Annotated in this window: 17 protein-coding genes; 9 read left to right on the top strand and 8 right to left on the bottom strand. The window is 46.3% G+C overall.

Going from position 1 to position 25091, the window contains the following annotated elements; genetic code table 11:
• The first annotated feature begins 9 nt into the window (after positions 1–9).
• From ACSTTG_RS00235 to ACSTTG_RS00225, 3 genes are all read left to right on the top strand, one after another.
• Positions 10–7053, top strand: a complete 7044-nt coding sequence (locus ACSTTG_RS00235) for an RHS repeat-associated core domain-containing protein (protein ID WP_438473463.1) — start codon at positions 10–12, stop codon at positions 7051–7053.
• Positions 7031–7372 (top strand): hypothetical protein, encoded by a 342-nt coding sequence (locus tag ACSTTG_RS00230; RefSeq protein ID WP_438473462.1) that lies wholly within the window; start codon positions 7031–7033, stop codon positions 7370–7372. Before ACSTTG_RS00235 ends, ACSTTG_RS00230 begins: the two co-directional genes overlap by 23 nt.
• Before the next feature lie 325 nt (positions 7373–7697).
• Entirely contained in the window at positions 7698–8828 is a 1131-nt protein-coding gene (locus ACSTTG_RS00225; RefSeq protein ID WP_438473461.1) for a hypothetical protein, read from the top strand.
• Between the two features lie 115 nt (positions 8829–8943).
• Here ACSTTG_RS00225 and ACSTTG_RS00220 read toward each other — a convergent pair whose 3' ends face one another.
• Positions 8944–10986, bottom strand: a complete 2043-nt coding sequence (locus tag ACSTTG_RS00220; RefSeq protein ID WP_438460141.1) for an alkyl/aryl-sulfatase — start codon at positions 10984–10986, stop codon at positions 8944–8946.
• A gap of 123 nt (positions 10987–11109) precedes the next feature.
• On the opposite strand from ACSTTG_RS00220, the gene ACSTTG_RS00215 reads away from it, so the two are divergent.
• Positions 11110–12009 carry a LysR family transcriptional regulator gene (locus ACSTTG_RS00215; RefSeq protein ID WP_438460142.1) on the top strand — a complete coding sequence of 300 codons (900 nt, stop codon included), beginning with the start codon at positions 11110–11112 and terminating at the stop codon, positions 12007–12009.
• 110 nt (positions 12010–12119) lie between these two features.
• Here ACSTTG_RS00215 and ACSTTG_RS00210 read toward each other — a convergent pair whose 3' ends face one another.
• The 6 genes from ACSTTG_RS00210 to ACSTTG_RS00185 form a co-directional block, all read right to left on the bottom strand.
• Positions 12120–12314: a hypothetical protein gene (locus ACSTTG_RS00210; protein ID WP_438460143.1), complete on the bottom strand. Its 195-nt coding sequence runs from the start codon at positions 12312–12314 to the stop codon at positions 12120–12122.
• A gap of 393 nt (positions 12315–12707) precedes the next feature.
• The gene (locus ACSTTG_RS00205) at positions 12708–13646 is read right to left on the bottom strand and encodes a LysR family transcriptional regulator (RefSeq protein ID WP_438473460.1); all 939 of its coding nucleotides are present in this window, start codon (positions 13644–13646) and stop codon (positions 12708–12710) included.
• Between the two features lie 101 nt (positions 13647–13747).
• Positions 13748–14065: a RedY/HapK family protein gene (locus ACSTTG_RS00200; protein ID WP_438460148.1), complete on the bottom strand. Its 318-nt coding sequence runs from the start codon at positions 14063–14065 to the stop codon at positions 13748–13750.
• Positions 14066–14551: a DMT family transporter gene (locus ACSTTG_RS00195; RefSeq protein WP_438473459.1), complete on the bottom strand. Its 486-nt coding sequence runs from the start codon at positions 14549–14551 to the stop codon at positions 14066–14068.
• Complete coding sequence (locus ACSTTG_RS00190; protein WP_438473458.1) at positions 14548–14991, bottom strand: DMT family transporter; 444 nt, start codon at positions 14989–14991, stop codon at positions 14548–14550. Before ACSTTG_RS00190 ends, ACSTTG_RS00195 begins: the two co-directional genes overlap by 4 nt.
• Entirely contained in the window at positions 14988–15503 is a 516-nt protein-coding gene (locus ACSTTG_RS00185; RefSeq protein ID WP_438473457.1) for a VOC family protein, read from the bottom strand. The genes ACSTTG_RS00190 and ACSTTG_RS00185 overlap by 4 nt, the downstream gene beginning before the upstream one ends.
• 975 nt (positions 15504–16478) lie before the next feature.
• Here ACSTTG_RS00185 and ACSTTG_RS00180 point away from each other — a divergent pair.
• The 3 genes from ACSTTG_RS00180 to ACSTTG_RS00170 all read left to right on the top strand — a co-directional run bounded on the left by ACSTTG_RS00180 (position 16479) and on the right by ACSTTG_RS00170 (position 19356).
• Positions 16479–17453 carry a TRAP transporter substrate-binding protein gene (locus ACSTTG_RS00180; RefSeq protein ID WP_438473456.1) on the top strand — a complete coding sequence of 325 codons (975 nt, stop codon included), beginning with the start codon at positions 16479–16481 and terminating at the stop codon, positions 17451–17453.
• Between the two features lie 65 nt (positions 17454–17518).
• Positions 17519–18049, top strand: coding sequence for a TRAP transporter small permease (locus ACSTTG_RS00175; RefSeq protein WP_438473454.1), 531 nt, complete (start codon positions 17519–17521; stop codon positions 18047–18049).
• Complete coding sequence (locus ACSTTG_RS00170) at positions 18049–19356, top strand: TRAP transporter large permease (protein WP_438473453.1); 1308 nt, start codon at positions 18049–18051, stop codon at positions 19354–19356. The genes ACSTTG_RS00175 and ACSTTG_RS00170 overlap by 1 nt, the downstream gene beginning before the upstream one ends.
• A 70-nt stretch (positions 19357–19426) precedes the next feature.
• Here ACSTTG_RS00170 and ACSTTG_RS00165 read toward each other — a convergent pair whose 3' ends face one another.
• Positions 19427–20908 (bottom strand): carboxypeptidase M32, encoded by a 1482-nt coding sequence (locus tag ACSTTG_RS00165; protein ID WP_438473452.1) that lies wholly within the window; start codon positions 20906–20908, stop codon positions 19427–19429.
• 307 nt (positions 20909–21215) lie between these two features.
• Here ACSTTG_RS00165 and ACSTTG_RS00160 point away from each other — a divergent pair, with 307 nt between their 5' ends.
• Both ACSTTG_RS00160 and ACSTTG_RS00155 read left to right on the top strand, forming a co-directional pair.
• The gene (locus ACSTTG_RS00160; protein WP_438473451.1) at positions 21216–22487 is read left to right on the top strand and encodes an anaerobic sulfatase maturase; all 1272 of its coding nucleotides are present in this window, start codon (positions 21216–21218) and stop codon (positions 22485–22487) included.
• A 9-nt stretch (positions 22488–22496) separates the two neighbouring features.
• The gene (locus ACSTTG_RS00155; RefSeq protein WP_438473450.1) at positions 22497–24881 is read left to right on the top strand and encodes an arylsulfatase; all 2385 of its coding nucleotides are present in this window, start codon (positions 22497–22499) and stop codon (positions 24879–24881) included.
• The last annotated feature ends 210 nt before the right edge of the window (positions 24882–25091 follow it).

The following is a 25091-nucleotide window of genomic DNA, read 5'->3' as shown; positions in this document are numbered from 1 at the left end:
GATCCAATCATGAACTTCATCAAGCTTATTATCCAAAGTGGCCTCTTGGTTGGGGCGTTGTTGGCACATTTTGATCTCTCTGCACGCTCGGTTGGTGAACTTAACTCTGTTGCCAGTGTGGTTCAGGGCAAGGCGAACTATCACGTCAGTATTGAGTTACCCGAGGGGGTGAATGGCTTAACGCCAGAGCTAGGGATTAGATATACCCAAGGAGGTGCTAACACAACCCTGGGCCTAGCATTTGAACTCTCTGGATTATCCGTCATCACCCGCTGTACTCAGACTAAGCAAGTGGACGGAGTTCGAGGTGGTATAGGGTTGAATGAAAAGGACGTCTACTGCCTTGATGGTAAGAGGCTGCATCTGATTTCAGGCAAGTTGGGCAAAGGAGGTAGTCACTATCTTGTTGATGATCAGTGGCAGACTAAAGTCGTTGCCATCGGCAACCAAGATTCTGGCCCACAGAGTTGGACAGTTTACTCCTCTAGCGGCTTTATCACCCACTATGGTACCTCATTACATTCTAAGCAAGATGTTGAAGGCCACGGACTAGTTTGGAAAATCTCAACTCAAAAGGATCGGTTTAACAATCAAATAAACTATAGCTATGAGGAACGTGAGGGGTTTTTATACCTCAAAGCACTGGAGTATTCGGATGTGAAGATAGCGTTTCTCTATGTCTCACGCCCGGATGTGATGACGAATCATTACTTTGGTAAGTCATCGACGCTGGGAAGGCTGCTTGAGGCTGTCGTAGTCAAGCGGGCAGGTCGCAAGTTCCGTGAGTTTAAACTCAGTTACGATACGGTCAAATTGCAGGGAAAACCATGGAGCCGCCTTGCCTCAATAAAGGCATGCAGTCAATTAGATTGCACGCGACCACATTTGTTTGAGTGGGCAGAGTCGGAAAGCTATTTCTCTGAGCCAGTTGAAAAAACGCTGTTTTTACTCGATGAGTTCAGAGGCTTCATAACTGGGGATCTAAACCGTGATGGTATGAACGATATTTGCTATCTCACCGATGAGCTGTATTGTTCGCTGAATCAAGCCGATGCAAGTTTCTCAGCGCCAAAACGCTGGAGTCGTGACTTTTTTGGCGGCGATTGGAACAAACCTGAGGATATCGCTTCCCTGGCCCTGATCGACATCAACAACGATTCCTATGTGGATGTTTGCGGAGCTAACCAACATGGGTATTACTGTGCGTTGAACGCCAAAGGTGTAAGGTTTCTACCCGGTCGATACTGGACCGAACAGTTCAGTATTTCCGACTATTTAAGACTTGTCGATATTAACACCGATGGACTGATTGACCTTTGCACCCTAGACAGCGAGCAATTGACCTGCTTATACAATACTGGAGACAAATTTAGTCAACGAGCTGTATTGTCGCGAGCGGGATTTACCTTAGAGAAAGTATATTCAAGCGCCAGTTTTCTAACGGTCACTAAGGATTTTGATCCAGTAAAGATGCCGCAAGTACCATTGGTTGATATTAATAAGGATGGCTACCCTGACTTTTGTGGCGTTGAACTAACCGGTGACTTTAATTGCTTATTGGGCCATAGAAATGCACAAGGTCAACTAATGCTGTCTGATAAAGTCACTTGGGCAGAAGGATTACCAATTGGGCTGATACTCGATGCTGACATTTATGTGACCGAGGATCAGTACCGGTCCGATAAGGCCAAAATAGAAGCCTTGCAACGTACACTCAAGGTTATCGATATCACAGGCGATGCCTTACCCGATCTTTGTTATCGCCTTGGGCAAGAATACCTTTGCCGCGTTAATCACGGCGATCGCTTTGGTGCGGCACAAGTATGGCTGCGTTTTAACTCCCAGCATTGGAACTCAAATCACTTGAATTCGGCCCGCGAAGGAAGCCTACGTTTGGTGGACAAAAATCATGATGGTCTGGCGGATTTGTGCTACATCGTTGCGGACAAAGTATTTTGTGGCTACGGCAATGGAGAGCGATTTAATCGGGTGAGCGAATATACGACGATTACGCCTGACTTAGATAAGCTACACGAAAAGGTCAAATATTCGGAAAACTATATAAAAAAAATCTTTGGGATCAAGACGACGGTCCACGCATTGGCTGTTAACAATGTCTATGGTCCATACAAACAAGGTGTTGATTTAACGAAAGACGGTGTGGCAGGAGATTGCTATCGCTCGATTAAGGGGCTGGCTTGCATAGACCAAGAAATCACACCGCTTGCCTTATTGACTCAGGTGAGCACTGCGTTTGGAAAGTTGACCAAGTTTCGTTATCAATCGACAAATGAAGGGAATGTATTTCAACCAAAAGACTTTGTTGCCCCACTTTTTGGTGTAAAGCCAAGCATTACGGTTGTTTCCGAGTTAGAGCAAAGTGATGGTGTAGGGGGATTGAATCGTTCAGCGTACTCTTATTTCGGGTTTGCTGCTCACCCTGAACTCGGGATGCTAGGTTTTAACGAGATCCATGTTGATGACGTTCTCCACCAGAAAAAACAGATATCTCTAAATGGCTATGATCATAATTGGTCGCCTTATTTATCTAAAACGGAGACATGGATACAAGGGGTTAAAGTCGGTCAAATCGAATTTCATTATCAATCGGCGCCCTCTCCGGTACTTGGCCGATTATGGTTTCAGCTAAAAGAAAAGCAACAAATCAATTGGGGTCTGGGCGGTGAGCTTTTGACTCGCAAGAAAACCCAGTATAAAGATTATGATCGCTACGGCTATCCGAAAGTCACCAAGGTGAAAATAGAAGACCAAAACGGGGGCGTGTTTCTAGAAACAACCAATACCGAATACCGGCATCTGCCTTATCGATGGTTGTTGGGTAAACCAAGCAAAATCTCTGTGACAAAGTCGAACGGCTATAACACCCAAACAAGACATACCGAGTTTGAATATGATCCTAAGACCGGGGCGCTATTAACTCAAACTATTGCCCCCAATCATCCGTTGGCTCTTAGAACTAATTATACCTACAACTCTCGAGGTTTTAGGGTCACAGAAGTCACCTCTGGAGCTGGGGGTGAGAGAGGGTCAAAGACTCAATACGATGACCAGGGCCGGATCATCAAGCACACCAACCCACTCGGTCATTCAGTGGTGACTAAATACCATCCATTATGTGCTAAGCCGAGCGCAGTCACCGATGCCAATGGTTTAACTACTCGGTTTAAATACGACGATTACTGCCGCGAGACCAAACAGTTGCTCCCTGATGGAAGCTGGCTAGAGACCTGGTTTGAATGGTCTGATGGTGCTGATGTAGGCATCGACCCCTATGGATTAGCCTTAAGCGATCGAAGTATTACCATGGTCACCAAACAGACATCGAACGGAAGCTCTGCGCGCAGCTATTTCGATAGGTTTGGCAGAGAGGTACGCAAGGTGACAGTAAACGATGAAGGCAATGACCTCGTTGTTGACAAGGTATTTGACAGCCAAGGACAGCTAGTCGCTGAGACGCTGCCGTATATTCGTCATTTATCCTACCATGAGCCCCAATACTGGATTAAGCATACCTTTGACGGTTTGGGGCGTCCGATAAGTCACTCAAGACCGACCATCAAAGGCGACGAGATAGTCACTGAGCTTGCTTACCATGGGCTAGAGGTACGTATTGTTGAGCCTGGCGGTCGAGAGCGGCGCGAGAGAGCCAATGGGCTTGGTCAGCGTGTTGAAGTGGTCGAGAATGAAACCTCAGTTATTGAGTATCAATATGATGCATTCAGTAACCTAATTAGAACCAATGTTAATGGACTAGTCACGCAAATGACCTACGACAGTCTCGGTAATAAGGTTGAAACCGCTGATCCGGCAATGGGCACCTGGCGTTATGGTTACAATGCTTGGGGTGAGCTAACTTGGCAATTGGATGCTAAGCAGCAGCGGGTGGAGTTCCATTACGATCAAATTGGTCGAAAAATACAAGAAAAGCGCGCTGATCGAGTATCAGCTTGGCAATATGACCAGGCATTCAAGGGTAAATTAGACAAGCGTTATACAAAGGGTAATGCGCAAGGTTACCGTTATGACGAGCTGGGGCGGATGTCATCGATGACACTGACTATCGATGGCAAAGACTACTTAACACAATACCAATACGGGGAAGGCAGTCGTTTGAATCGCGTGACTTACCCATCGGGTATGAAGGTCGATAGGCAGTACGACGTGAATGGGAACCTGAAAAGGTTGAGCATTCCCAAGTCAGATATCTGGGATAGTCAATATGTGCAATTAGAGCTGGCCCTAGAGGAGACTTCAGCTCGCATTGCCCGGCTCGAAATGCGTGCGTATGAGTTAGAAAACAAGGCGCAGTTCTATATTCAAGAGTCTGAACGGCTGCGTCAGGCCGCACAGCAGCTGGTTAAGCAAAGCGACAAGTATGAAAAGCAGGCGATAGAACTAAACAATCATGCTCGTTCACTGTTTAAGCTTGCCTCAGTAAACTTGGATAAAGCTTCCAGCTACCGCGAGAGTGCTAACTATTTTTGGCAAACCTTCGGCAATCGTGTATTTAAACTTTACAAAACCAAGGGAGGTTACGCTCACTACAAATATGAAAAGTGTAAGAAAAAAGACTTTAAGGGAAATTGTAAGAAGAAGGATGTCTTCACCTCACAAGTACCGGTCTGGATGGTTAAGGTGGGGTATTGCATTCAGTGGAAGGGAAATACTCATTGTTATAGTGGCCCGCGTCGCAGTGTCAATCTAACCCATGTCTATAATCAGTGGGCTGACCATTATCAAGTGCTGGCGGACACACAGCAGGCCGAAGCGCGTATAGAGAAAGCCAAAGCAAAGACAAAAACTCAGCAGGCTAACCTTGCCTCAGAAAAAGCCGCGAAGATGACTGAGAAAGCCAAACAATTTGCGAAGCTGGCCAAAAATCAAACTCAACTATTAGCCAAGTTAACCGACGAGCTTGATAGTTTGATTAAGACAGAAAGTGAGTTGCAGCAAATCCTTGATGATCGTTTAAAAGATGAAACTGAGCAGGTGATCTGGCTGGCAACCAAGCGTGATAATTTTGGCCGGGTGTCTGGCGAGTTATTTGGTAATGGTTTTGTCACGTTAAAAGAGGTGGATCATGCGCAAGGTAGAGTAGCTCGTATTACAGCAAGCTTAGGGAAGAACAAGCGCTATGATGTTCGATATACATACGACCAGAGAGGGAACGTAATCAGTAAGTCTAATCTCTCATTACAGCGCGAACAACATTATCAATACGACGCTTTCAACCGCTTAGTCAACTGGGAGTTCGCTGATGCCAAGCAAAATACCTATTATTCCAGAGGCTATCAGTACGATGTGTATGGCAATTTGTTATCTAAAACGGGTCAAGAGCGATTTGAAGTTGAACCAAGTGGGTTGCTAAAAGGGAGTATGACCTATGATGCCAATGGAAATTTAATTTCAGGTAAGGGAAGAAAGATCAAGTGGAGCTCATTTAACAAAGCAACCCAGATTAATGATAATGGCGATGTAGTCCGGTTCGAGTATGGGAGTGAGCAAGAACGTGTAAAACAACGCACAGGTCAAGCAACCACGATTTACGTCAGTTCGGAGTATCAAGTCGTAACCTCAGTCGATGCCAAAGGTAAAGAGGTAATATCGATGCATCATCGTTTCTTGGCTGATAATCAGATGGTTGCAGAGCATGTTAAAACGCTTTTGTCTGGTCAGAAGCAGATTGACAAGACCGCTTATTTTCATACCGACGCCTTGGGGAGTGCGGAGCTTATCTCTGATACCAATGGTGTTATTCAAATTGAGCGAGGGTATACACCGTTTGGTGAGAAATTAGCTGAGCTCGAGCTGAGTTCTCCACCGCTGTTTTCTAGTCGTCAGATGCGTGGGTTTACCGGGCATGAGTATGTTGCTGGTGGCACACTGGTTAACATGAATGCGCGGCTATATGATCCGCAGCTAGGGCGATTCCTGAGTGCCGATAGCTTTGTTCAAGACCCAAGCATGAGCCAAAGCTATAACCGATATTCGTATGTGTTGAATAATCCGGTCAAGTATACCGATCCCACAGGGCACTTCTGGGAGTTAGCTGCGATAGGCTTTGCGATATTTGTTGGCTCTCAGACGTTTGGTGACCCGGCTATACAACAGATAGGCGCAATTGTTGGCACGACGCTGATGTCATTTGGGGCTGCAGGTATCTTCAGTGGACTTGGAGAGGTGGCCCAATATGCAGCGAGTGGCGCCTCGACGTCATTTGTCTCCAATATTGTGGTCACCGGGGATCTGGAGAGTGCAGCGAGTGCAGCCGCGATTGGGGGGGCATCCGCCATGATTACGCACGCATTGGCCCACAATACCTCGCTAAGCCCTTTCGCTGATGGACAACAATGGCATGCCGCTTTACCACTCGCTCATGGTGTCGCGCAAGGTGGCATTCATGAACTTCAGGGTGGAGAGTTCAAGCAAGGCTTCATTAGCGGTGTCGTCGGTAAATTCGGTGGTCGGGTAGTACATAGTACGTTTAACGAATCTCAGGTATATGAACAGATGGCTGGGATGGCAGTGGTTTCCAGTGTCGCTGCAGTCGCCAGTGGGGCGAATAGTCGTGATGCGGTAATGAGGTCTGCTGTGAGTTCTTTGACTATATATCTATACAATGATATTGCCCGTATGAGGATAATGAACAAGAGAGCTGAGAATGATGTAGGATTATTAGAGTCTATAGAATGGAAAAAGACAATGGTATTCATCTCAAAAACGTCCGCCGATATCGCGACAGTTTGCGTTGTGACAGCCAGGCTACACTGCGTAGCAGTATCAAGCGCGATTAGCATAAGCACTGCAGGCATAGCTCTAGCCATCGACACAATAGATGGTGGAGGTGTTGATGAGGGATCTGTAGCAGGATATGCTAACTCTGTTTCTACGATGATAATATCAAAGAGAGCAATAGACTCTTTACCAATTCAATATGAAGTTCCTGCATTGATTATATTTGACTCGTACGGTCGGATATCCACATTTCTTTTTAATGAGGCCTCGGAAAATGCAAAAAAACAAGACAAGTAAAGGTAATATTTCCCCTGATAAATTTGTTTGCACATCTACACTTGGAATCTATGCACCAATGTTTTTTGCAGCCAAGGAAAGCGGCGAGTTTATGGTCTATATAGTCGCAGCGCTATGTGCTTTTGCATGTTTTGGCCAAGGGTACATATGGGATATATTTAGGAGTAATAAAAAGTTTAGGGATTACTTAATCATTCACCAAGCAGCTCTCTGGTCTCTAAGTCTGGTGATTCACCCGGCTTTGGCAATAGGGATTATGTTTTTACCAACTTTTGCATTGTCATGGTATGCAATTAAATTATCTGATAAACAAAGGTGATTTAATTACAAAGCTGTATGCTGTTTGCTACTCGTCGATCTTGTTTGTAATCTAATAGTGCACTTACGCTAGTCTATAATTGCCTGGCTACATGGTTTTTAAATTTAAGACAGCTATAGTGTATTATGATTGAGTATTTTCTATTGTAAACCTAGTGTGAGTTGACTTTAACTGCCTAGTAATGTAGGTAGGGTGGGTTATATATACAAAATGTCATCTGTCTCATTTTTTAAATATGCACTTCCAAGCGTAGTCATCTATTAATATCCAAAAGGTGGAAAATTACACCTTTAGTTTAATTTCCTCAGGCACAAGGATGATAAAGATGGATATACGTTGGATAGCTGCGATTGTTGCGACCGGATTGTTGGCGGGATGTCCGCTAGAGGATAGCGACTCTGGTAGCTCGAGTAATGGCTTCACAAATAGAACACTGAACGGTACAGCGGTAAAAGGAACACTGGAAAACGCTCGCGTTGCGGCGTGTCAGGCAACCTCTGATCGCTGTCGAACTGCGATTCTTGCCGACTTTTTGAATGCCCCAGTTCCTGGGCAACTTGGCGATTTTGCCACTACGGATGAAAACGGTGACTATGAGATCACTATCTCAAGCGAATACGATGGTCACCCGATTTTTATCAGAACCTTTGCGACTAGTGAAACAAAGGTCGTGAATTGTGACTTTTCGTCTTGTGAAGATTACGAGGGCGCACTAGAGGGGCTGGAGTTAAATACGGTCACTCGAATGGGAGGTTCGGCCCCGGTAACAGCAAACGCTAATTCACTAACTACAATGGCCGCGAATTTGTTTATCGAGTCTGTGGTAAAAGCGGATGACTTCCCTGAGGGGGAAGTCGATGAAGCGTCGTTTTACTCGGCGATGCAAACGACTAGCGATAGCATTGCTCAGTTGCTTGATCTCGACCTGTCTTCCGGTGTGGGGACGGAGAAATTTAGCTTATTCACTATGGATCTTCCTAGTGCAACCAGTGAAAAATTGAGCGAGATGGAACCGCAAGTAGTCGATGGTTTAACCATACCCCAAAGTTTGATCGAACAGCTTTCACTTGTGAATGCATCGTTTGGTGAGCTATGTGCTGAGTGCCGCGATACGTTGCACGATTTGTCCAATGAGATTATTGAGATTGTTCAGGATAAAGCGGCAGGCAATGATCTAGACACTGCTGTTTTGGCTTCTATTCAAAACCGATTGGACACAGCTAAGCAAGAGATCGATACCAATGCCAATACAATCAAAGAAGTTATTGAAGATCTCTCGATACCGAGTATCACGGAAGATATTCATGCAATACTAGATGGCGTCATTTACGAATTTCCCAAAGTAGTGTCTCCAGGTGATGACAATTCTAATGATGACACACCTAGTGAAGGCGGAACAGGTGGTACAGGTGGTACAGGTAGTGGCGGCACGTCTGGTGGTGGTACCGGCAACTAATCAATATATAAAAATGGCTCCCTGTTGTTGGGAGCCTTTGTTTATTGAATCCTAACTGGCAAAACGGAGACTGTTAACGCGTTTTACCAACTTTAAGCTACTAGCTGGAAGCCGATTAAGATGGGTTGTTAGGCATCGGCAGGATCTCAAAATCGACACTGAAATCATCAAGTGCTGAGGTCAGCTTTTGCAAGATATCAGCGTCCCCCTCGATAGTCGCTTGTTCAAACTTAATCATATCGGCAAACGAGAGGCGGCCTTGGAGCACGCGGGTCAAGTCGGCACGTTCAATCGTCACCGTCATATCAACATCTTGCATTGGCTTGTCTACTTTGACTGATGACAGGTTGGCGTTAGCAATCGTCGCGTAATACACCTCATCAATATCCGGATGAATAACTTGGAAGCTGGCATTGAGGTTAAGTGCTTCTGCTTTAGGTGCGTTTAGGCGCACGGCAAGCAAATCAAGTACCGCCGATGTGGGCGTATTGGCTAATACATCAGGAGAGGTGGTCTTGATAGGCTCTTTGATCTCATTAGTACGAAGCTCATACGCGCCCTGCAAATAGCTGTTACGCCAAGCCATCGTCTCCGATTGATAGCCTTGTTGCTCTAGTGAGTCTGCCATTGCCAAGCGATAAGTGACATTGTCTGGCTGACAAAGAACTAGGTCGTTATACAGCATCGTTGCATGCTGATAATCGCCTTTGGCGAAATATTGATTGGCGGCCTCAAACATTGCTTTAGCACCCGCGACTTCGACATAGGTACAGGACTTGTCCTGAGTCAGCAACGGATTGAGTGTTGCCGGGTTGGAATCGTAGTAGCCTAGGTATAAGTTCAATACAGCACGTGCATTATGCGAGTAGGATCCATGGTAGCCGTTTGTATACCAAGCCTGCTCTTGCGATTTAGGTACGATTTGTTCTAGCTTGCGACCGACATCATTAATGTTCACGCCGTGGTTAGCTAAACGCAATGATTGGTTATGAATAAAGCCGTAGTTATCGCGCTGCAGGGCAAGGTACTCCCCGACATATTCATTGCCAATCACGGGTGCTGAGTGAGCGGCAACAATGTGATCAACGCGATCGCCATATTGCACTAACATATTGGCAAGGTATTTTGACCACAATAGACCGTCGCGCACTTTGGCGCCGCGCAGAGTATAAAGGTTGTGCATGCCGTCATAAGTGAGCTCACCGGTATTAAGGGACTTATACTTTTCAACCCAAACAATAAGACCTGCCGGTGCCTCAGCATACGGTACATTAGTGATCTCAAAATCAACACCATCGATATTGATCACCTTGGTGTCTTCCTGAACCTCTTCGGTTGGCAGAATCAATGACATGCGTCCACCATAAGCCCCCAGACCAATCGCACTGTCAACAATCCCGGTTTCTGATGGGGTCAGTGTGGTGCCATATTGATACTGTGAGCGACGATTCATCGCATTGCCCGCAAGGATGCCCTCATCAATCAGCTCTTTGAGGAATCCTCGTGGACCGATCACTGGTACGTCTTCAGGGAGTGTGTTGTCTTGCCACAATCCGCGTACCCCACCGAAGTGATCAATGTGGTTGTGCGAGTAAATTACCCCCGTTACTTTAACCTCACCATTGATCTTTGGTAAGTGAGCACGAGCGAAGTCCATCGCATGCTCGACCGCTTCGACGGTCAGTGCTGGGTCGTGCACGACATAGCCATTGTCTGTGCGGTAGAAGGTTAAGTTAGTCACGTCTGCCCCGCGAAGCTGGTAGACCCCTTCAGCAACTTTATACAAACCGTTAGCGAGGAAGTTCTGTGCGGCTTGATGGTAGATAGATGGGTTAACCGTCTCAGGTACGGCATCAGCGGAAACATCAATCGCGCCTTCGAGAAAGGCATAGCGTCTTAAGATCTCGCCGGCAGGATGGTCACCAAAACTGGCAATAAGGCCATGCTTTTGACGCTCGATAACGCTGCGATCATGCCAAGGGAGCTTGGTTGAAAATGCTTGGTTGGCAGCAATGGTATGCTCGGAAGCAGGCTTACCCTGATAATTTAATAGGTTATCGTAATTGATGGCGTGCTCATCACCGCCGTGATCACCGTGTGCTGCAACAACACAAGAGAGGGTAGAGAGAACCGCAATGGCGGTCAGATGTTTTTTCATGATTAATACTTAGTTATTTTAGTCGGAGCAAAAGTATCCATCACAATGATTTTTAAATATAATCACCTGGCGAAAATAAGATATATGAAATTCTAATATCATCTTGATCAAGTAGGGACAGTGATGGAAAAGCAATTGGATCTAAATCTGTTAAGAGTGTTTTGTGCAGTCGTAGAAACGGGCAGCATGTCTGAAGCTGCACAGAGCCTAGATATGAATCAGTCGGCAGTCAGTCTCGCAATGCAAAAACTGAAAGTAACGTTAGATACCGAATTGTTTGTGCGCAAGAGTCGTGGCGTTGAGCCCACCACAACGGCCAAGGCGCTTTATCACAAAGTCTCGACCGATCTATTGAGTATCAATCGTGCGGTTTCCAGTTTGGTGACGTTTGAGCCAATGCAATCAAAACGGACTTTTTCAGTCTCTTGCCCTGAATTTAGCCATACGGTATTACTCAAACAGCTTTTTTACCCTGCAAACCCAGAATTACAGATCCATCTTTATAATCAACCCGAGAGTAGTGAGTCGTTGATACAGCAGCTTCTTGATCGAGAGCACGATGTGTTTATTGACGTTGATGTGCCCGATCACCCAAGCATCGTTGCTCAGCAACTCAGTCAGGATCGCTCTTGTGTTATCGCGCGCAAGGAGCACCCTCGATTGACTGGTGACAGGATCAGCCTAGAGCAATTTCTTAACGAGCCATACGTTAAGCTCGCTCGCACACGCAATAAACTGGCAGGGATCAGTTGGCTGACTAAGGCCCAGATGCACCAATTGAATGTTGTCTCGCATACCAATTCATTGTTCGAATCCATGGTCACCGTGTCGCAATCTGATTTGATCTCGACGCTGCCTATAACGATGGCGCAGCACTATCAACAATTGCTTGGTTTACAGACCTATGAGCTCCCGTTTAGTGGCGACAACATCAACATTTATATGCTCTGGCACAAGGCCAACAGTGCCGATCCCGGCCACCAATGGCTCCGAGAGCGGATTGCATTGATTTATCAAAATTGATTGACTGTTAGATATAAAAAAGCCATAGGTTTCAATCCTATGGCTTTTGATTAGAGCAGTGAGTGGGATAAAACAAAGCACCTGGGATACAGATCCCAGTCGGTTTTGCACTAGCAGACGGGTTCCGCTTCTGGTTGTGGTTTTGTCGCTTGTGCAGTTTCTTGGCAGTTGCATGTCAGCCCAATCACGCTGTTGCAAGCTGCGCACATCGCAATCTCACCATCATCGGTGAAGTCGCATTTTCTTCTTTCCATCCAGCGATAGTCAGTTTGGGCGCCACCGCAGTAGGTAAACTTTTCACTCATAATGTGTTCTCCTTTTCACCTGTAGCTTTGACCGATGATATCGCCTGTTCATCGAGCCTTAATCTTGCTTAATGAATTCATTGTATATGGCAAAGGCGGAGAAAAACGGGGGCAAAGGCAGCGTTTGACTAAAGTCTAATACCTTTTTGTACCAGAGTTTGAACGTGCCAGAGTATGGTGTATCCAATAAAAAGAGAGGCATCACGCCTCTCTTTGCTTGATTGATTCCCTTCTCTTGCTGTGTAAGTAGTACAGGTATCCTACCTGCAACACTTTGAGAGTTAACCAGATCATCGAATCAACTATAGTGTATTTAGAGTTGGTTGATGTATCAATTGACAGTTTCAAACGAACACTCTAGAGAAAATAGGTCAGAGTTGGTCTATATCAAACCTAACTAATATCCCAGTAACACAAATTCTCATCCGTTGTGCTGCGATACTTTTCCGCCAGAAAATCAATCACAACCCGAACCTTAGACGCAAGATGATCGGTCTCAAGGTAAAAGGCACTGATTAATTGTTGCTCTGAGCTTGTTGAAACATGATAGCCTTCCAGCACCGGCACCAAACGCCCGCTACTGAGCTCTTCGCCAATCAACCAAGTGGGAAACAGGACGATCCCACCGCCACCCACCGCGCTCGCGACCAAGGTTTCAGCATTATTGCTAAACAGTGAGCCAGAGACGTCATAAGGTTTGAGTTGCTCATTGCCGATAAACCAACGTTGCAAACCTTTGGTGCCTTTAAATACCAGGCAGTTGTGCTGCTTCAGTTCTTCTGGGGTTTTAGGAGCGCCATAAGATCGAAGATAAGAAGGGCTTGCGGCCATCACATAACGCTGCTGAGCAAATCGCTTCATGCGCAGGGAGGAGTCCTGAGGAACTCCAATACGTATCATCAAATCAATGGCTTGTGCAGCTGGGTCAACAAAGTCATCGGTTTGCTGCAGCTCGATTTTGAGCAAAGGGTAACGCTCGAGTAACTCAGGGAGATAAGGCGCTATATGCAAGCGGCCAAAGGCGACAGGGGCGCTAATTTTGACAGTGCCTCGAGGCATGCCATTGCGCTGCTCGATGCGCTCAACCACTTGTTCATAATGATGAATAATTTCGCTACAGTGCTTGCTAAAAGCAATCCCCTCATCGGTGAGAGAGATGGCGCGGGTATGACGATGCAAAAGCTTAGTGCCGACTTTTTCTTCCAACTGGGCCATTTTGCGCGAGACCGACGAAGGCGTCATATCCTGCTTGCGGGCGACCTCAGAAAAGCTACCAAACTGGATGGTGAGTAAGAACAGCTTTATCTCTAACAGCGACACATCATAATTCACATGCACTTCCCATATCGTTTTTATCACACTCTCTTTTTCACTATTGCTGATATATAAAAAAAGGCAAGCGAATAACCCGCTTGCCACTGACTCGACAACGCTTAAATGATGTTCTCTGTCAGGATAAATTGTGCGCTTTCTGTGAACTGCTCAAACTGCGCAACAATTTTCTGCATTTCCTCGGTCTGGATATCGCTTAAAAAAGCCTCTTCAGAGTGAATGTGGATCACTTCAAAGTAGTCCCATGGTGATGGCGTACTCTGGCCAAACAGACTAAGCCCCTTAAACACCTCAAAGGAGGACACACTGCTGAGTTTATTCACCGTTGGCAGATCAGATTCTTTGGCCCACGTTAAGTACTCAGATTTGTTGGTTGTTTGTTTGAGATTGAAGAAAACAATCAGTGTTTTAGTCGACATTTATATCCCCTCGAGAGCAGTTTCGTTAGTTTGATTTGTTGTGCGTGTTTGACGGTTGGCTAAGTAGGTGCAAGCGAGTGCACAGGCGATACACACCATCGCGGCGACTCGCCAGTAATTGAGCTCAATCGGCGCGTTTCCAAGCCAGCCTTGAGTATCAATCACCAGGCTCATCAGCATTTGTCCAAGAATGGTCGCGACCGTGGTAATCACAACGCCAATTTTTGGAATGGCTGCTACCATTACCACCATATAGACGATACCGAACAGCGCCCCAGACAGCTGCCACTTAGGTACCGTGAGTAGCGTCGCTTCATAACTGGGCTCAAAGAAAAAGATCAGCAGACCTGTGATCACACTGCCCATACTAAAGGTCAGCAGGGCGCTTTCGATAACACCTACCTTGGCGCCAAGTTGACCGTTAATCGCAGCTTGAGCGCTGAGCGCCATACCCGCAGCAATAGCGAATAAGATAATTAGGCTCATGACATTGCTCCTATATAAACACAGCAAAGGGCGAGAAAGATATACACTAAGCCCAGCACTCGCAGCGGGTTAGTCGGTTGCTTAGGTAATCCAAACCAACCAAAGTAATCAATCGCAAAACTCTTGGTGACTTGGCCAAATAAGACACAAATCATCGTCATCGCCACACCCAAGATAGGGGTTGAAAGCGTTAACACCACCACATAAATCGGACCAAGCAGGCCACCAATCAGTTGCCAGCGAGGAATCGAGTTCCAATCGGTAAATTTACCCTGTGGCATAAAGTGTCGGATCATCCACAGTAGGGCAGTACCCACACCAAAAATGCTCAGAGTTGCCCATAAGTGGCCGACTTGTTCACCTAGTGGGCCAAGAAGGCCGGCTTCAAAAGACAGCCCCATTCCCGCCATGACGACGAGTAAAATCAAGATAATGTTCATCGTGGATCAAACAGCCCTACAGAAGAGTGACGCGTATAGGCCTTGCCGTTAGGGTAAGAGACCAGTTCCAGTTGCATACCCCAAGGGGCCACAAAGTAGACCCAAGATTCGCCTGCAGTAGGGCCGTCTGTCATCACGCTTGGCGCTCCAAGGACTTTGATACCCTGCTGCTTGAGATAAGTCACAGCAGCATCGATATCGTCTACATAAAACGCCAAGTGGTGCCCACCAATGTCTGCGTTGTTCGGCGCGGTTTTGTTGCGCGGAGCAGTATCGGCGTACTCGAAAATCTCAAGGTTGATGCCCTTCGCGTTCATCACCGCAATCTTGGTAATTTGCGCTCGTGGGTCGACGTTTAGATGCTCTTGCATCCAGTTATCATCAGAAGCAAAAGGTCCAAACTGATAGGCGAGCTCGAACTCGAAGTGATCACGGAAAAACGCAATCGCTTGGTCGAGATCAGGCACAGTAAAGCCGATGTGGTCAGGTTTTTTTAAGCCAGGAATTGCCATTAGAGTTCTCCTCGTTCGTGACGAATACGCCTGTTAACATTAGGCAGTACGACAAGTCGCCTGCCGTAATCAGTGGCAGGCATTATAGAGATTGGAGATCGATGAAAAACCGGCTGTGAGGAATAGGACTTTTGCAGATTCTGCACAAATGCAGTTTGATCTGTGTGCGATTGAGCAGTATTTAAAGCGCAAAGCTTAAAGTGCTATTTTTAGTGTTGAGCAGGCTAGGTCAGATAGAGTGACCAATAGAGTAAATCTGTCATACATCTATCAATTGATTTCTGTTAATAATGGCTATTTAGGCGGGTTATTAGACTTACCGATCATTCAATATAGATAATTGGTCATTAGAATTGCTGATAAATCAGCTGATTCAGAAATCCAATTTAACTTCCGATGTGATGCATGTTTTGTTTTGGTGATGATTTCACAAGCGAACAAAGACCCCGGTCAAGAATGAGATTTTTTGGTTAAACAGTCGATTGTTTGGCTTAGATGATAGCGGTATATTGGCCCTGGGGCTTAGGATCTTTGCTTTGAAAAAAGCCAATGTGACACAGATTGAGCCCTGAATATCGGGTTATGGTTTGTGGCAAGGAACCCAGCATGTGGTGTGATATTGACAGAGTCCCGGGACGTGTAATCCCCAGTAATACAATTTATCGGTTGACTCAAACATGGGTGGAGCACAGTGCTCGCTCGTTCATGTCTTACTTATTGAGTGCTCTCATACTGGTTATTTCCTCTCTTATTCATGCACGCAGCTTCATTGAGTACATTCATGCCTTGCTAAGCGCATTCACTACACGCCCAAACCTTGCGTTTCTCCGCGCGATCGACCCGATAAGAAAAAAGTACACAGTAACAGTTTTAAAGTAGCCCGCTGCAATTGAGCGTTCTGCTGTAAGGATTAGTTTTGATCAACGAATACCAACAATAGTCAAAAATCTACCCTACAAAACATGGAGTACTACCATGAGAAAATTGAAATTACTGACACTGTCGACAGTTATCGCTATGGGTTTTTCTACGGTTGTTAATGCCGCAACTGAGATCCGAGCCGCATTCAACCAATCAGACAAACACCCTCAATATCGCGCACTGCAAGAGTTTGGCCAGCAGTTCACCGAGGCAACGCAAGGTCGCTACAAGCTCAATATCTTCCCCAACGAACTGCTTGGTGACCAACGCGCCTCCCTTGAATTGGTGCAAAACGGGGCGATTCAAATGGCGGTCGTGGCCAACCCTCTGGTCGAGAACTACAACACTAACTTTAGTGTGATTGGTTTGCCTTATATATACAGCGGCTATGATCACCAGCAGCAAGTGTTCACTTCGGGCGCGTTAGACAGCCTATTTAAAGAGACATCACGGCTAGGGTTTGAAGTCGTCGCAGCCTACACAGGCGGCGCGCGCAGTATGTATAACAAGGCCGGACCGATTACCTCGATGACGGATATGCAAGGCAAGAAAATCCGCGTGATGCAATCCGATACCATGCTCAAAACCCTGTCTTGCATGGGCGGACAAGGGGTGCCAATGGGGCAGGGCGAGGTTTATTCGGCTATCCAGCAAGGAGTGCTTGATGGTGCGGAGAATAGTGAGATCACCTATTACGATTTGAAGCAGTATGAAGTGGCGCCATATTATTCAGCTACGCGTCACCTAATGGTGCCAGACTTGGTGGTCGCGAGCAGCATGTTCCTTGATTCGATGTCCAAAGATGACCGAGCCGCGTTCGAGAGATTAATTAAAGACAGCACCAATAACCAGTTTGAGCTATGGAAGAATCAAATCGAAGTGTCAAAGCAAGCCGCTATTTCTGAGGGTGCTCAGTTTAACGAGGTTGATATTGAGCCTTTCCGTCAAGCGTGTATACCACTGCAAGAGCAGTTGATCAAATCTCCTGTGCAAAAAGAGCTTTACAACAAGATTGTCTCTCTTCAATAGAGACCCTATTGAGACCAACGCATTGTTGGTCTCTTTTTTTATTGGATTAAGGGTAGGGGATCAGGATGTTCAGAAAGCTTGTTTCAGGTATCGAATTTTGCAAAAGGGTGGTCGACAAACTCTTGTCGCTGCTGCTCATTACCATCGTTGGTTTGATGACAATCCTCGTCACCTACCAAGTTGTTACCCGCTATGTATTTGAAAGCCCAAGTGCGATTAGCGAAGTCTTGTCTCGCTACTTGTTTGTTTGGCTAGTGCTGTTTGGCAGCGCCTATGTGTTTGGTTCGCGCGAGCATATGGCGATCGCGTTTGTTAAGGACAAATTCAGCCCCAAGATCCGGTTGCTGATTGATATGTTGATTGAGCTGATCACCGTGGCATTTGCACTAACGGTAATGATTGCTGGTGGATACAATAGCGCATTGCGTCAAATGTGGCAGATGGACTCAGCGCTGCAAATTCCCATGGGTTTGATCTATGCCGCGATCCCGATTTCCGGCGTCTTGATGTTGTTCTATTTCCTGTGCAACGAAATTAGGCTCATCGATCACTTTACCAACCCTGAAAAATTAACCGAAGAGCAAGGAGGCGACTAATGGATATGGCAGTCACCGCAGCACTGATCATGCTAGTTGGCATCGTTGTGCTGCTGATTCTTGGTACACCGATAGCGATCAGTGTTGGTATCTCTTCGTTTGCCGCAATGACGGTAATTTTGCCCTATCAAGGGGCGATCACGACCTCAGCTCAGCGAATGTTTGTCGGTTTAGATTCGTTTGCGCTATTAGCGATCCCGTTTTTTATCCTCGCTGGTAACATTATGAACAATGGTGGCATCGCGATACGGCTGATTAATTTTTCTAAAATAATCAGTGGCTTTTTCCCCGCGCCTCTGGCTCAGACCAATGTTGTGTCTAATATGCTTTTTGGCTCCATCAGTGGTTCGGGCGTCGCGTCTTGTGCGGCGGTAGGCGGGATTATGAGCCCAATCCAGAAAAAAGAGGGCTATGATCCTAAGTTCTCCACCGCGGTGAACATCGCCTCGGCGCCAACAGGGATGCTGATCCCACCCAGTAACGCCTTGATTGTCTATGCGACTGTCGCAGGCAGCGTGTCAGTATCGGCGCTGTTTATGGGCGGCTATGTCCCAGGGATCTTATGGGGGCTTGGGGTGATGATAATGGCGGCCATCATGGGCAAGCGACGTGGCTATATCGGCAAGCACTCAATGACCCTAAAACAGTGCCTGCAAGTGACCTTTGAAGCGATTCCGAGTATGTCGCTGATCGTGGTGGTGATTGGCGGGATTTTAGCGGGGATATTTACCGCCACTGAGGCCTCAGCCATTGCGGTGGTTTACTCGATGATACTGGGCTTTTGCTACCGCCAACTCAAGATAAAGGACCTACCGGGTATCTTCCTCAACACCGCCAAGATGGCATCTATCGTCATTTTTATGATTGGTGCTTCTTCGATCATGTCTTGGGTGATGGCTTTTACGCAATTGCCAGGCATGATAGCCGACACCTTGCTATCACTGACTAGTAACCCAATCATGATCTTGCTGATCATTAATATTGTGTTGCTATTCATCGGTACCTTTATGGACCCAACGCCCGCAGTGTTGATATTTACGCCAATATTCTTGCCAATTTGTGTTGGGCTAGGCATGCATCCAGTGCAGTTTGGTATTTTAATGGTGTTTAACTTATCACTTGGGACGATCACTCCACCCGTCGGGCCAATTCTATTCACTGGCTGTAAAGTGAGTGGGATCAGTATCGACTCAATCGTGAAGACGCTGTTGCCGTTTTTCTTTGTGATATTTTGTGTGTTGCTTTTGGTGACATATATTCCGCAGGTGTCGATGATGCTGCCGACGTTTGCGGGTTTGGTTCGTTAAGCGATAGGTTGGCTTTAAGCAATCTGCCAGAGCGAGGCTCTGGCAGAGATTGCATTACTCTGTGGGATGATTACAGGTAACGATTGTTTAAATGCGCTTGGAAGAACTGTGCATTGAGCGTCTCGCCCGTCGCCTGTTTGACTAACTCGTCAGTAGTAAGCAAGCTGCCCTTGGTCCAAATATTATCAGAAAGCCAGGTGAAAATAGGTGAGAGATCGGCATTGGGGATAGCCGCATCAACATCAACCTGCTGACGCATCGCAGCCATAAACTGCGCCGCGTACATAGCACCTAGTGTATAAGACGGGAAGTAGCCAAACGCACCATCTGTCCAGTGAATATCCTGCATACAACCATTGGTGTAGTTGTCCTTGGTTGAAAGCCCCAAGTAGGTATGCATTTTTTGATCCCACAGCTCTGGCACATCGGTGTGTTTGATATCGCCGTTTATTAAATCGCGCTCAATTTCGTAGCGTAGGATCACGTGCGCAGGGTAGGTGAGCTCATCCGCATCGACTCGGATAAAGTCTTTCTTAACGCGGGTGTAGAGCTTTTGGAAGTTGTCGAAGCTAAATAGGCTTGGGTCATGGTGGGTGAAGGTGTTGCCTGCCATTTGCGCCAGATGTTTGATGAAGGCGTCGCTGCGACCTACTTGCATCTCAAAGAACAATGATTGTGACTCGTGGATGCCCATTGAGCGCGCTTCACCAGCTGGCAACCCTGCGAGCGCTTTTGGTAAGCCTTGCTCATATCGGGCATGTCCAGTTTCATGGACAATGCCCATCAAAGACTGAACAAACTCGCTTTCGTCATAGCGCGTCGTGATACGTACATCACTGGGAACGCCGCCACAGAAAGGGTGCACACTCTCATCAAGACGGCCGTGGTTGAAGTCGAACTGGAGTAGTTTCATGACTTCAAGGCCTAATGCCTTTTGCTGCTCAGTAGTGAAGCTGCCTTGGGGCTGGATAAATTGATCGCTGCGCTGCTTATCAATCGCCTCATCAATCATCTCAGGGAGCCAGCTTTTGACATCGGCAAAAAGCGTATCGAGCGCGCTCGATTTTGTGCCTGGCTCATAGATGTCGAGCATGGCATCGTAAGGGGTTAGTCCAGTGGCCTCAGCGCGGATCTGTGCCTCTTGTTGAGACAGGCTCACCACCTCTGCCCAGTTTTTCTCAAATCCTTGCCAGTCGTTCTCACCGCGCTGGGTACGCCAGGCATGCTCACACTTAGAGCCTGCTAAGGATTTAGCTTGAACGAGATCTTCTGGCAACACATTACTTTGCTGCCACGAGCGTTTTAGCTCGCGCAGCACCGCGCTATCGTTTGGTGCTAACTGCTGCTCTTCGGCTTGAGCAAACCAGTCGCCAAGCTGTGGTTGGGTCATTAACTTATGAATATGGACAGACAGCTCGGCCATGGCAGCAGAGCGGGCCTGATTACCGCCACTTGGCATCATGGATGCGGCATCCCAACCGCAGATAGCAGACAGGTGATTAAAATTGGAAACGGTTTGAAAATGGGATTTTAATTGGTCAAATGCACTCACTAAGGCAATCTCCATGCAGTGGGTCTAGCGTCATATCTCAATGATAGCAGGGTCTTTTTTACAGACAACATATCTAAATAGTTGTTTGTCCTGACATCATTGTAAAAGGGCTGCGAAGTGGAGATGAGTGCTTTGGCAACACGACAAAGTTTTTAGATTTTTTGCACTATGGCACCTGTGTTATCTGTCGATGTCTTGACTCACAGTGCTTTCTGATTTTTCCATTTTGTCATACTGGGTATTCTGTGTGTGAAAGTTGGTCATGGTCTACACTGAACTTATCTTTTTAAGTAGTAGAGTTCCAGTCATGACCTCGGAAACACCTGCTGTCAGTGATGTTGCGTCACCAAAGTTACAGCTGCCCAAGCTCAATAATGATGTTTACCGATTTCACGCCGTTTCTAAGCCTTCAGCATCACGGTGCAATTTAGATTGCAGTTATTGCTTCTATCTGCACAAAGAGTCTCTTCTGGAGCAACCATCCCATGCAGGTATGAGCGACGAAACGCTTGCACTCTACATCAGGCAGTATATCGAAGCGCAAACCGGCGATGAGGTAGTCTTTACCTGGCAAGGTGGTGAGCCAACGTTGATGGGCTTATCCTTCTTTGAAAAAGTCATAGCGCTACAAAAACAGTACAAGAAGTCAGAACAAACCATCCTTAATGACTTGCAAACTAACGGTATTTTGCTCAACGACAATTGGTGCCAATTCCTAAAAGAAAATCATTTTTTAGTTGGTATTTCTATTGATGGACCAAAGCACCTTCACGATATTCACCGTGTTAATCGAGTCGGGAAGTCATCATTTGATAAGGTGATGGCAGCTATAGCTTTGCTGAAAAAATACCAAATTACTTTCAACGCCTTGTGTGTTGTAAACCAAGACAACGGTGCTTTTCCACTTGAAGTCTACCGTTTTTTGCGTGACGAAGTTCAACCTCAGGTTATTCAGTTCATCCCTTGTGTTGAGCCAAAAGACTTTACTCAGGTAGCCCCAAATAAGTGGCCTTCTCAAGAACTTATCCAAATTGGTAACAACAAGCTCTCTCCGAATGAAGATGAAACTTACCTGACCCACTGGTCTGTTGGTGCTACGCAATGGGGGACTTTCCTTACTGCTGTCTGGGATGAATGGTTGAAGAAGGATTTTGGTCAGGTTTTTGTTGATCAATTCGAGAACGTTATCTCTCAGATGTTTGGTTATGGTGCTCAAAAATGTGTCTCCGCTGAGTTTTGTGGCAAGGCGCTTGCCGTTGAACACAACGGAGACTTGTATTCTTGTGACCACTTCGTTTATCCGGAGTATAAGCTCGGAAATATTGCTGAAACTCATATGGGAGACCTGGTGTTTTCAACCAAGCAAGAAACCTTCGGCAGGTCTAAAAGCAAAAACTTACCATCGGATTGCCGCCAGTGTTTTTTCCTTTCGCTTTGTTACGGTGAATGCCCTAAAAATCGGTTCACTAAAACAGCAGCAGGCGAGGAAGGGCTCAATTATTTGTGTCCTGGACTTAAAAGATTCTACAGTAAAGTTGTTAATAGTCAGACAGCTCTACAACAACGTTTATTTACTTGAGGAGCTGAAATGAAAACCAAAGTAAAACCAATAGTTGCCATCACCAGTATGCTACTTGCATCAGCAAGCTACGCTGCGCCTAGCCATTCTGTTGATAGAACCGTTTTACCGATTCAGCAGGCTGCAGAATTTGGTGGAAAAATCGGTAAAACTTATGATCAGTCTAAGCCAGATTACCCTCAACCGATTAAAGCACCCAAAGGTGCGCCAAACGTTGTAGTGATTCTTCTAGATGATTTAGGTTTTGGTCAGGCAGGTCGTTTTGGTGGCTTAATCCCGACACCGAATATGGATAAGATGGCAGCGCGTGGGGTGACTTACAATAACTTCCATACTACCGGTATCAGCTCGCCAACTCGCGCTGCATTGCTAACGGGTCGTAATCATCACCAAGTTGGCTTTGGTACTATCTCTGAGCTTTCAACGGGCTTCCCCGGTTATAATTCTATCTGGCCAAAATCTGTCGCAAGTGTCGCTGAAGTGTTGACTCACAATGGTTACAGCACCAGTGCCTTTGGTAAGTGGCATAACACTCCAGACTGGGAAACATCGCCATCAGGACCATTTCATCAGTGGCCTACTGGACTGGGTTTCCAACACTTTTATGGTTTCCAAGGTGGTGAGACGAGTCAATGGGAGCCACAGTTGTTTAATGACACGACGCCGATTGAACCAGCAACAACGCCTGAGGAAGGTTATCACCTGAATAAAGACTTAGTGGATAAAGCGATAGGTTGGATTGACCAACAGAAATCACTGAATCCAGATAAGCCCTATTTTACCTATTTTGCCCCAGGTGCAGTCCATGCACCTTTGCATGTGCCTCAAGAGTGGATTGATAAGTTCAAAGGTCAATTCGATATGGGCTGGGATAAATATCGGCAAGAAGTCTTTGCTCGACAGAAAGAGATGGGGATTATTCCGGAGAATACTAAACTGACGCCTCGTCCGAAGGAGATTCGAGCGTGGGACAGCTTAAGCGCAGATGAGAAAAAACTGTATGCCCGTCATATGGAAGTGTTCGCGGGATTCTTAGCTTATACCGATTACGAAATAGGACGTTTGATCGATAAAATCGAAAGTATGCCAGATGCAGATAACACAATGATCATGTATATCGCCGGTGATAACGGCGGTAGTGCAGAGGGGACTCCTACCGGCACCACCAATAATATAATGACACAAAACGGTATACCCGATACCGTCGAGTCTCAGCTCAAGTACATTGATGAGTTGGGTAATGAGTTACATGAAAACCACTATCCAGTCGGTTGGGCTTGGGCGAGCTCTACCCCTTTCCAATGGATGAAACGTGTGCCTTCCCACTTTGGCGGTACGCGTAATGGGATGATCGTTTCGTGGCCAGCGAGAATTAAAAATACTGGTGCGATTCAGAGTCAATTCCACCATGTGGTCGATATTACGCCAACCATTCTTGAAGCCGCTAATCTTCCGGCACCGAGAATAGTCAATGGGATAGAACAGAAGGAAATGGCGGGTACGAGCATGATGTACTCGTTTAATAATCCAACAGCCAAGTCACATCGTACCGTTCAGTATTTTGAAACAGGTGGTCACCGCGCGATTTATAAAGACGGCTGGGTAGCGGCTGCATTCCATGGTGTACCTTGGCAGTTAAGTGGTTCGCGTGGTTTTGAAAACTCGAAGTGGGAATTGTATAACGTCGAACAAGACTTCTCTCAAGCAGATGATTTATCTGAGCAAATGCCAGACAAATTAGCAGAAATGGTGGCTGAATTTGATCTTCAAGCGGAAATCAACGAAGTGTATCCACTGGATGACCGGTTCGTAGAGCGAGCGGCGACCCCAGACCGCCCCTCTTTAACCAGCGGTAAAACCAAGTTTAGCTACACAGCCAGCGTTACTCGGGTACCTGAAGGTTCTGCGCCACCTGTTTATCAGCGTGATCACCGAATTGATGCATATGTTAGTGTCACCGAAGGCAAGAAAGCGGATGGTATCTTAATGGCAATGGGAGGGAGTGCCGCTGGCCTCTCGTTCTATGTCGATAACGGTACATTGGTGTATGGCTACAACTTCTTCGGCAAGGGTTACTATACCGTCGAATCCGACTCCGCTATTCCGTCTGGAGACGTAAAATTGTCGGCTGTGTATAAGCAAGAGCCATTTAAATTCTTGCAGGAATTTAATGGTGGTAGCGTAGATTTATACATCAATGATAAAAAAGTCGGCTCAGGGAGAGTTGAACAAGCTGTGCCTGTTCGATTCTCAGCAACAGAAACCTTGGATATTGGCGTAGATCTAGGTGCACCAGTGATGCCCGTATACCGTGATAAACTGCCGTACAAGTTCAATGGTCAAATCAAGAAAGTTGATTTAGAAGTTGCTCCAACGCAACCGATTATCCAGTAACTCCTATCAAAACGAAAAATGCCAACCGTTTCTGTTGGCATTTTTGTACATATGCCTAATTCGGGCGGTCAGTCGCTGGATGAGAGACGATAAACAAGCAAAAGGTTGATTAAACTAATTTATTATTTTCCAAGTGTTCCCATGTAAGCGGTATTTGCTATATTGCTCCCTCATTGGATTAAATAGGCAGCTGCCGTGATTGAAAACTTT

It is taken from the genome of Vibrio glycogenivorans, assembly GCF_051660965.1.
In the GTDB taxonomy this organism is placed as follows: Bacteria; Pseudomonadota; Gammaproteobacteria; order Enterobacterales; family Vibrionaceae; genus Vibrio.
Note: the sequence above shows the minus strand (reverse complement) of the source record. Positions and strands in the feature narration are given on the sequence as shown.

What these genes read in the sequence shown, in the direction of transcription:
- ACSTTG_RS00170 (WP_438473453.1), top strand. Translation starts at nt 18,049, where the DNA reads ATGGATATGGCAGTCACCGCAGCACTGATCATGCTAGTTGGCATCGTT.
- ACSTTG_RS00195 (WP_438473459.1), bottom strand. Translation starts at nt 14,551, where the DNA reads ATGAGCCTAATTATCTTATTCGCTATTGCTGCGGGTATGGCGCTCAGC.
- ACSTTG_RS00180 (WP_438473456.1), top strand. Translation starts at nt 16,479, where the DNA reads ATGAGAAAATTGAAATTACTGACACTGTCGACAGTTATCGCTATGGGT.
- ACSTTG_RS00210 (WP_438460143.1), bottom strand. Translation starts at nt 12,314, where the DNA reads ATGAGTGAAAAGTTTACCTACTGCGGTGGCGCCCAAACTGACTATCGC.
- ACSTTG_RS00190 (WP_438473458.1), bottom strand. Translation starts at nt 14,991, where the DNA reads ATGAACATTATCTTGATTTTACTCGTCGTCATGGCGGGAATGGGGCTG.
- ACSTTG_RS00230 (WP_438473462.1), top strand. Translation starts at nt 7,031, where the DNA reads ATGCAAAAAAACAAGACAAGTAAAGGTAATATTTCCCCTGATAAATTT.
- ACSTTG_RS00175 (WP_438473454.1), top strand. Translation starts at nt 17,519, where the DNA reads ATGTTCAGAAAGCTTGTTTCAGGTATCGAATTTTGCAAAAGGGTGGTC.
- ACSTTG_RS00235 (WP_438473463.1), top strand. Translation starts at nt 10, where the DNA reads ATGAACTTCATCAAGCTTATTATCCAAAGTGGCCTCTTGGTTGGGGCG.
- ACSTTG_RS00215 (WP_438460142.1), top strand. Translation starts at nt 11,110, where the DNA reads ATGGAAAAGCAATTGGATCTAAATCTGTTAAGAGTGTTTTGTGCAGTC.
- ACSTTG_RS00200 (WP_438460148.1), bottom strand. Translation starts at nt 14,065, where the DNA reads ATGTCGACTAAAACACTGATTGTTTTCTTCAATCTCAAACAAACAACC.
- ACSTTG_RS00160 (WP_438473451.1), top strand. Translation starts at nt 21,216, where the DNA reads ATGACCTCGGAAACACCTGCTGTCAGTGATGTTGCGTCACCAAAGTTA.
- ACSTTG_RS00185 (WP_438473457.1), bottom strand. Translation starts at nt 15,503, where the DNA reads ATGGCAATTCCTGGCTTAAAAAAACCTGACCACATCGGCTTTACTGTG.
- ACSTTG_RS00220 (WP_438460141.1), bottom strand. Translation starts at nt 10,986, where the DNA reads ATGAAAAAACATCTGACCGCCATTGCGGTTCTCTCTACCCTCTCTTGT.
- ACSTTG_RS00225 (WP_438473461.1), top strand. Translation starts at nt 7,698, where the DNA reads ATGGATATACGTTGGATAGCTGCGATTGTTGCGACCGGATTGTTGGCG.
- ACSTTG_RS00155 (WP_438473450.1), top strand. Translation starts at nt 22,497, where the DNA reads ATGAAAACCAAAGTAAAACCAATAGTTGCCATCACCAGTATGCTACTT.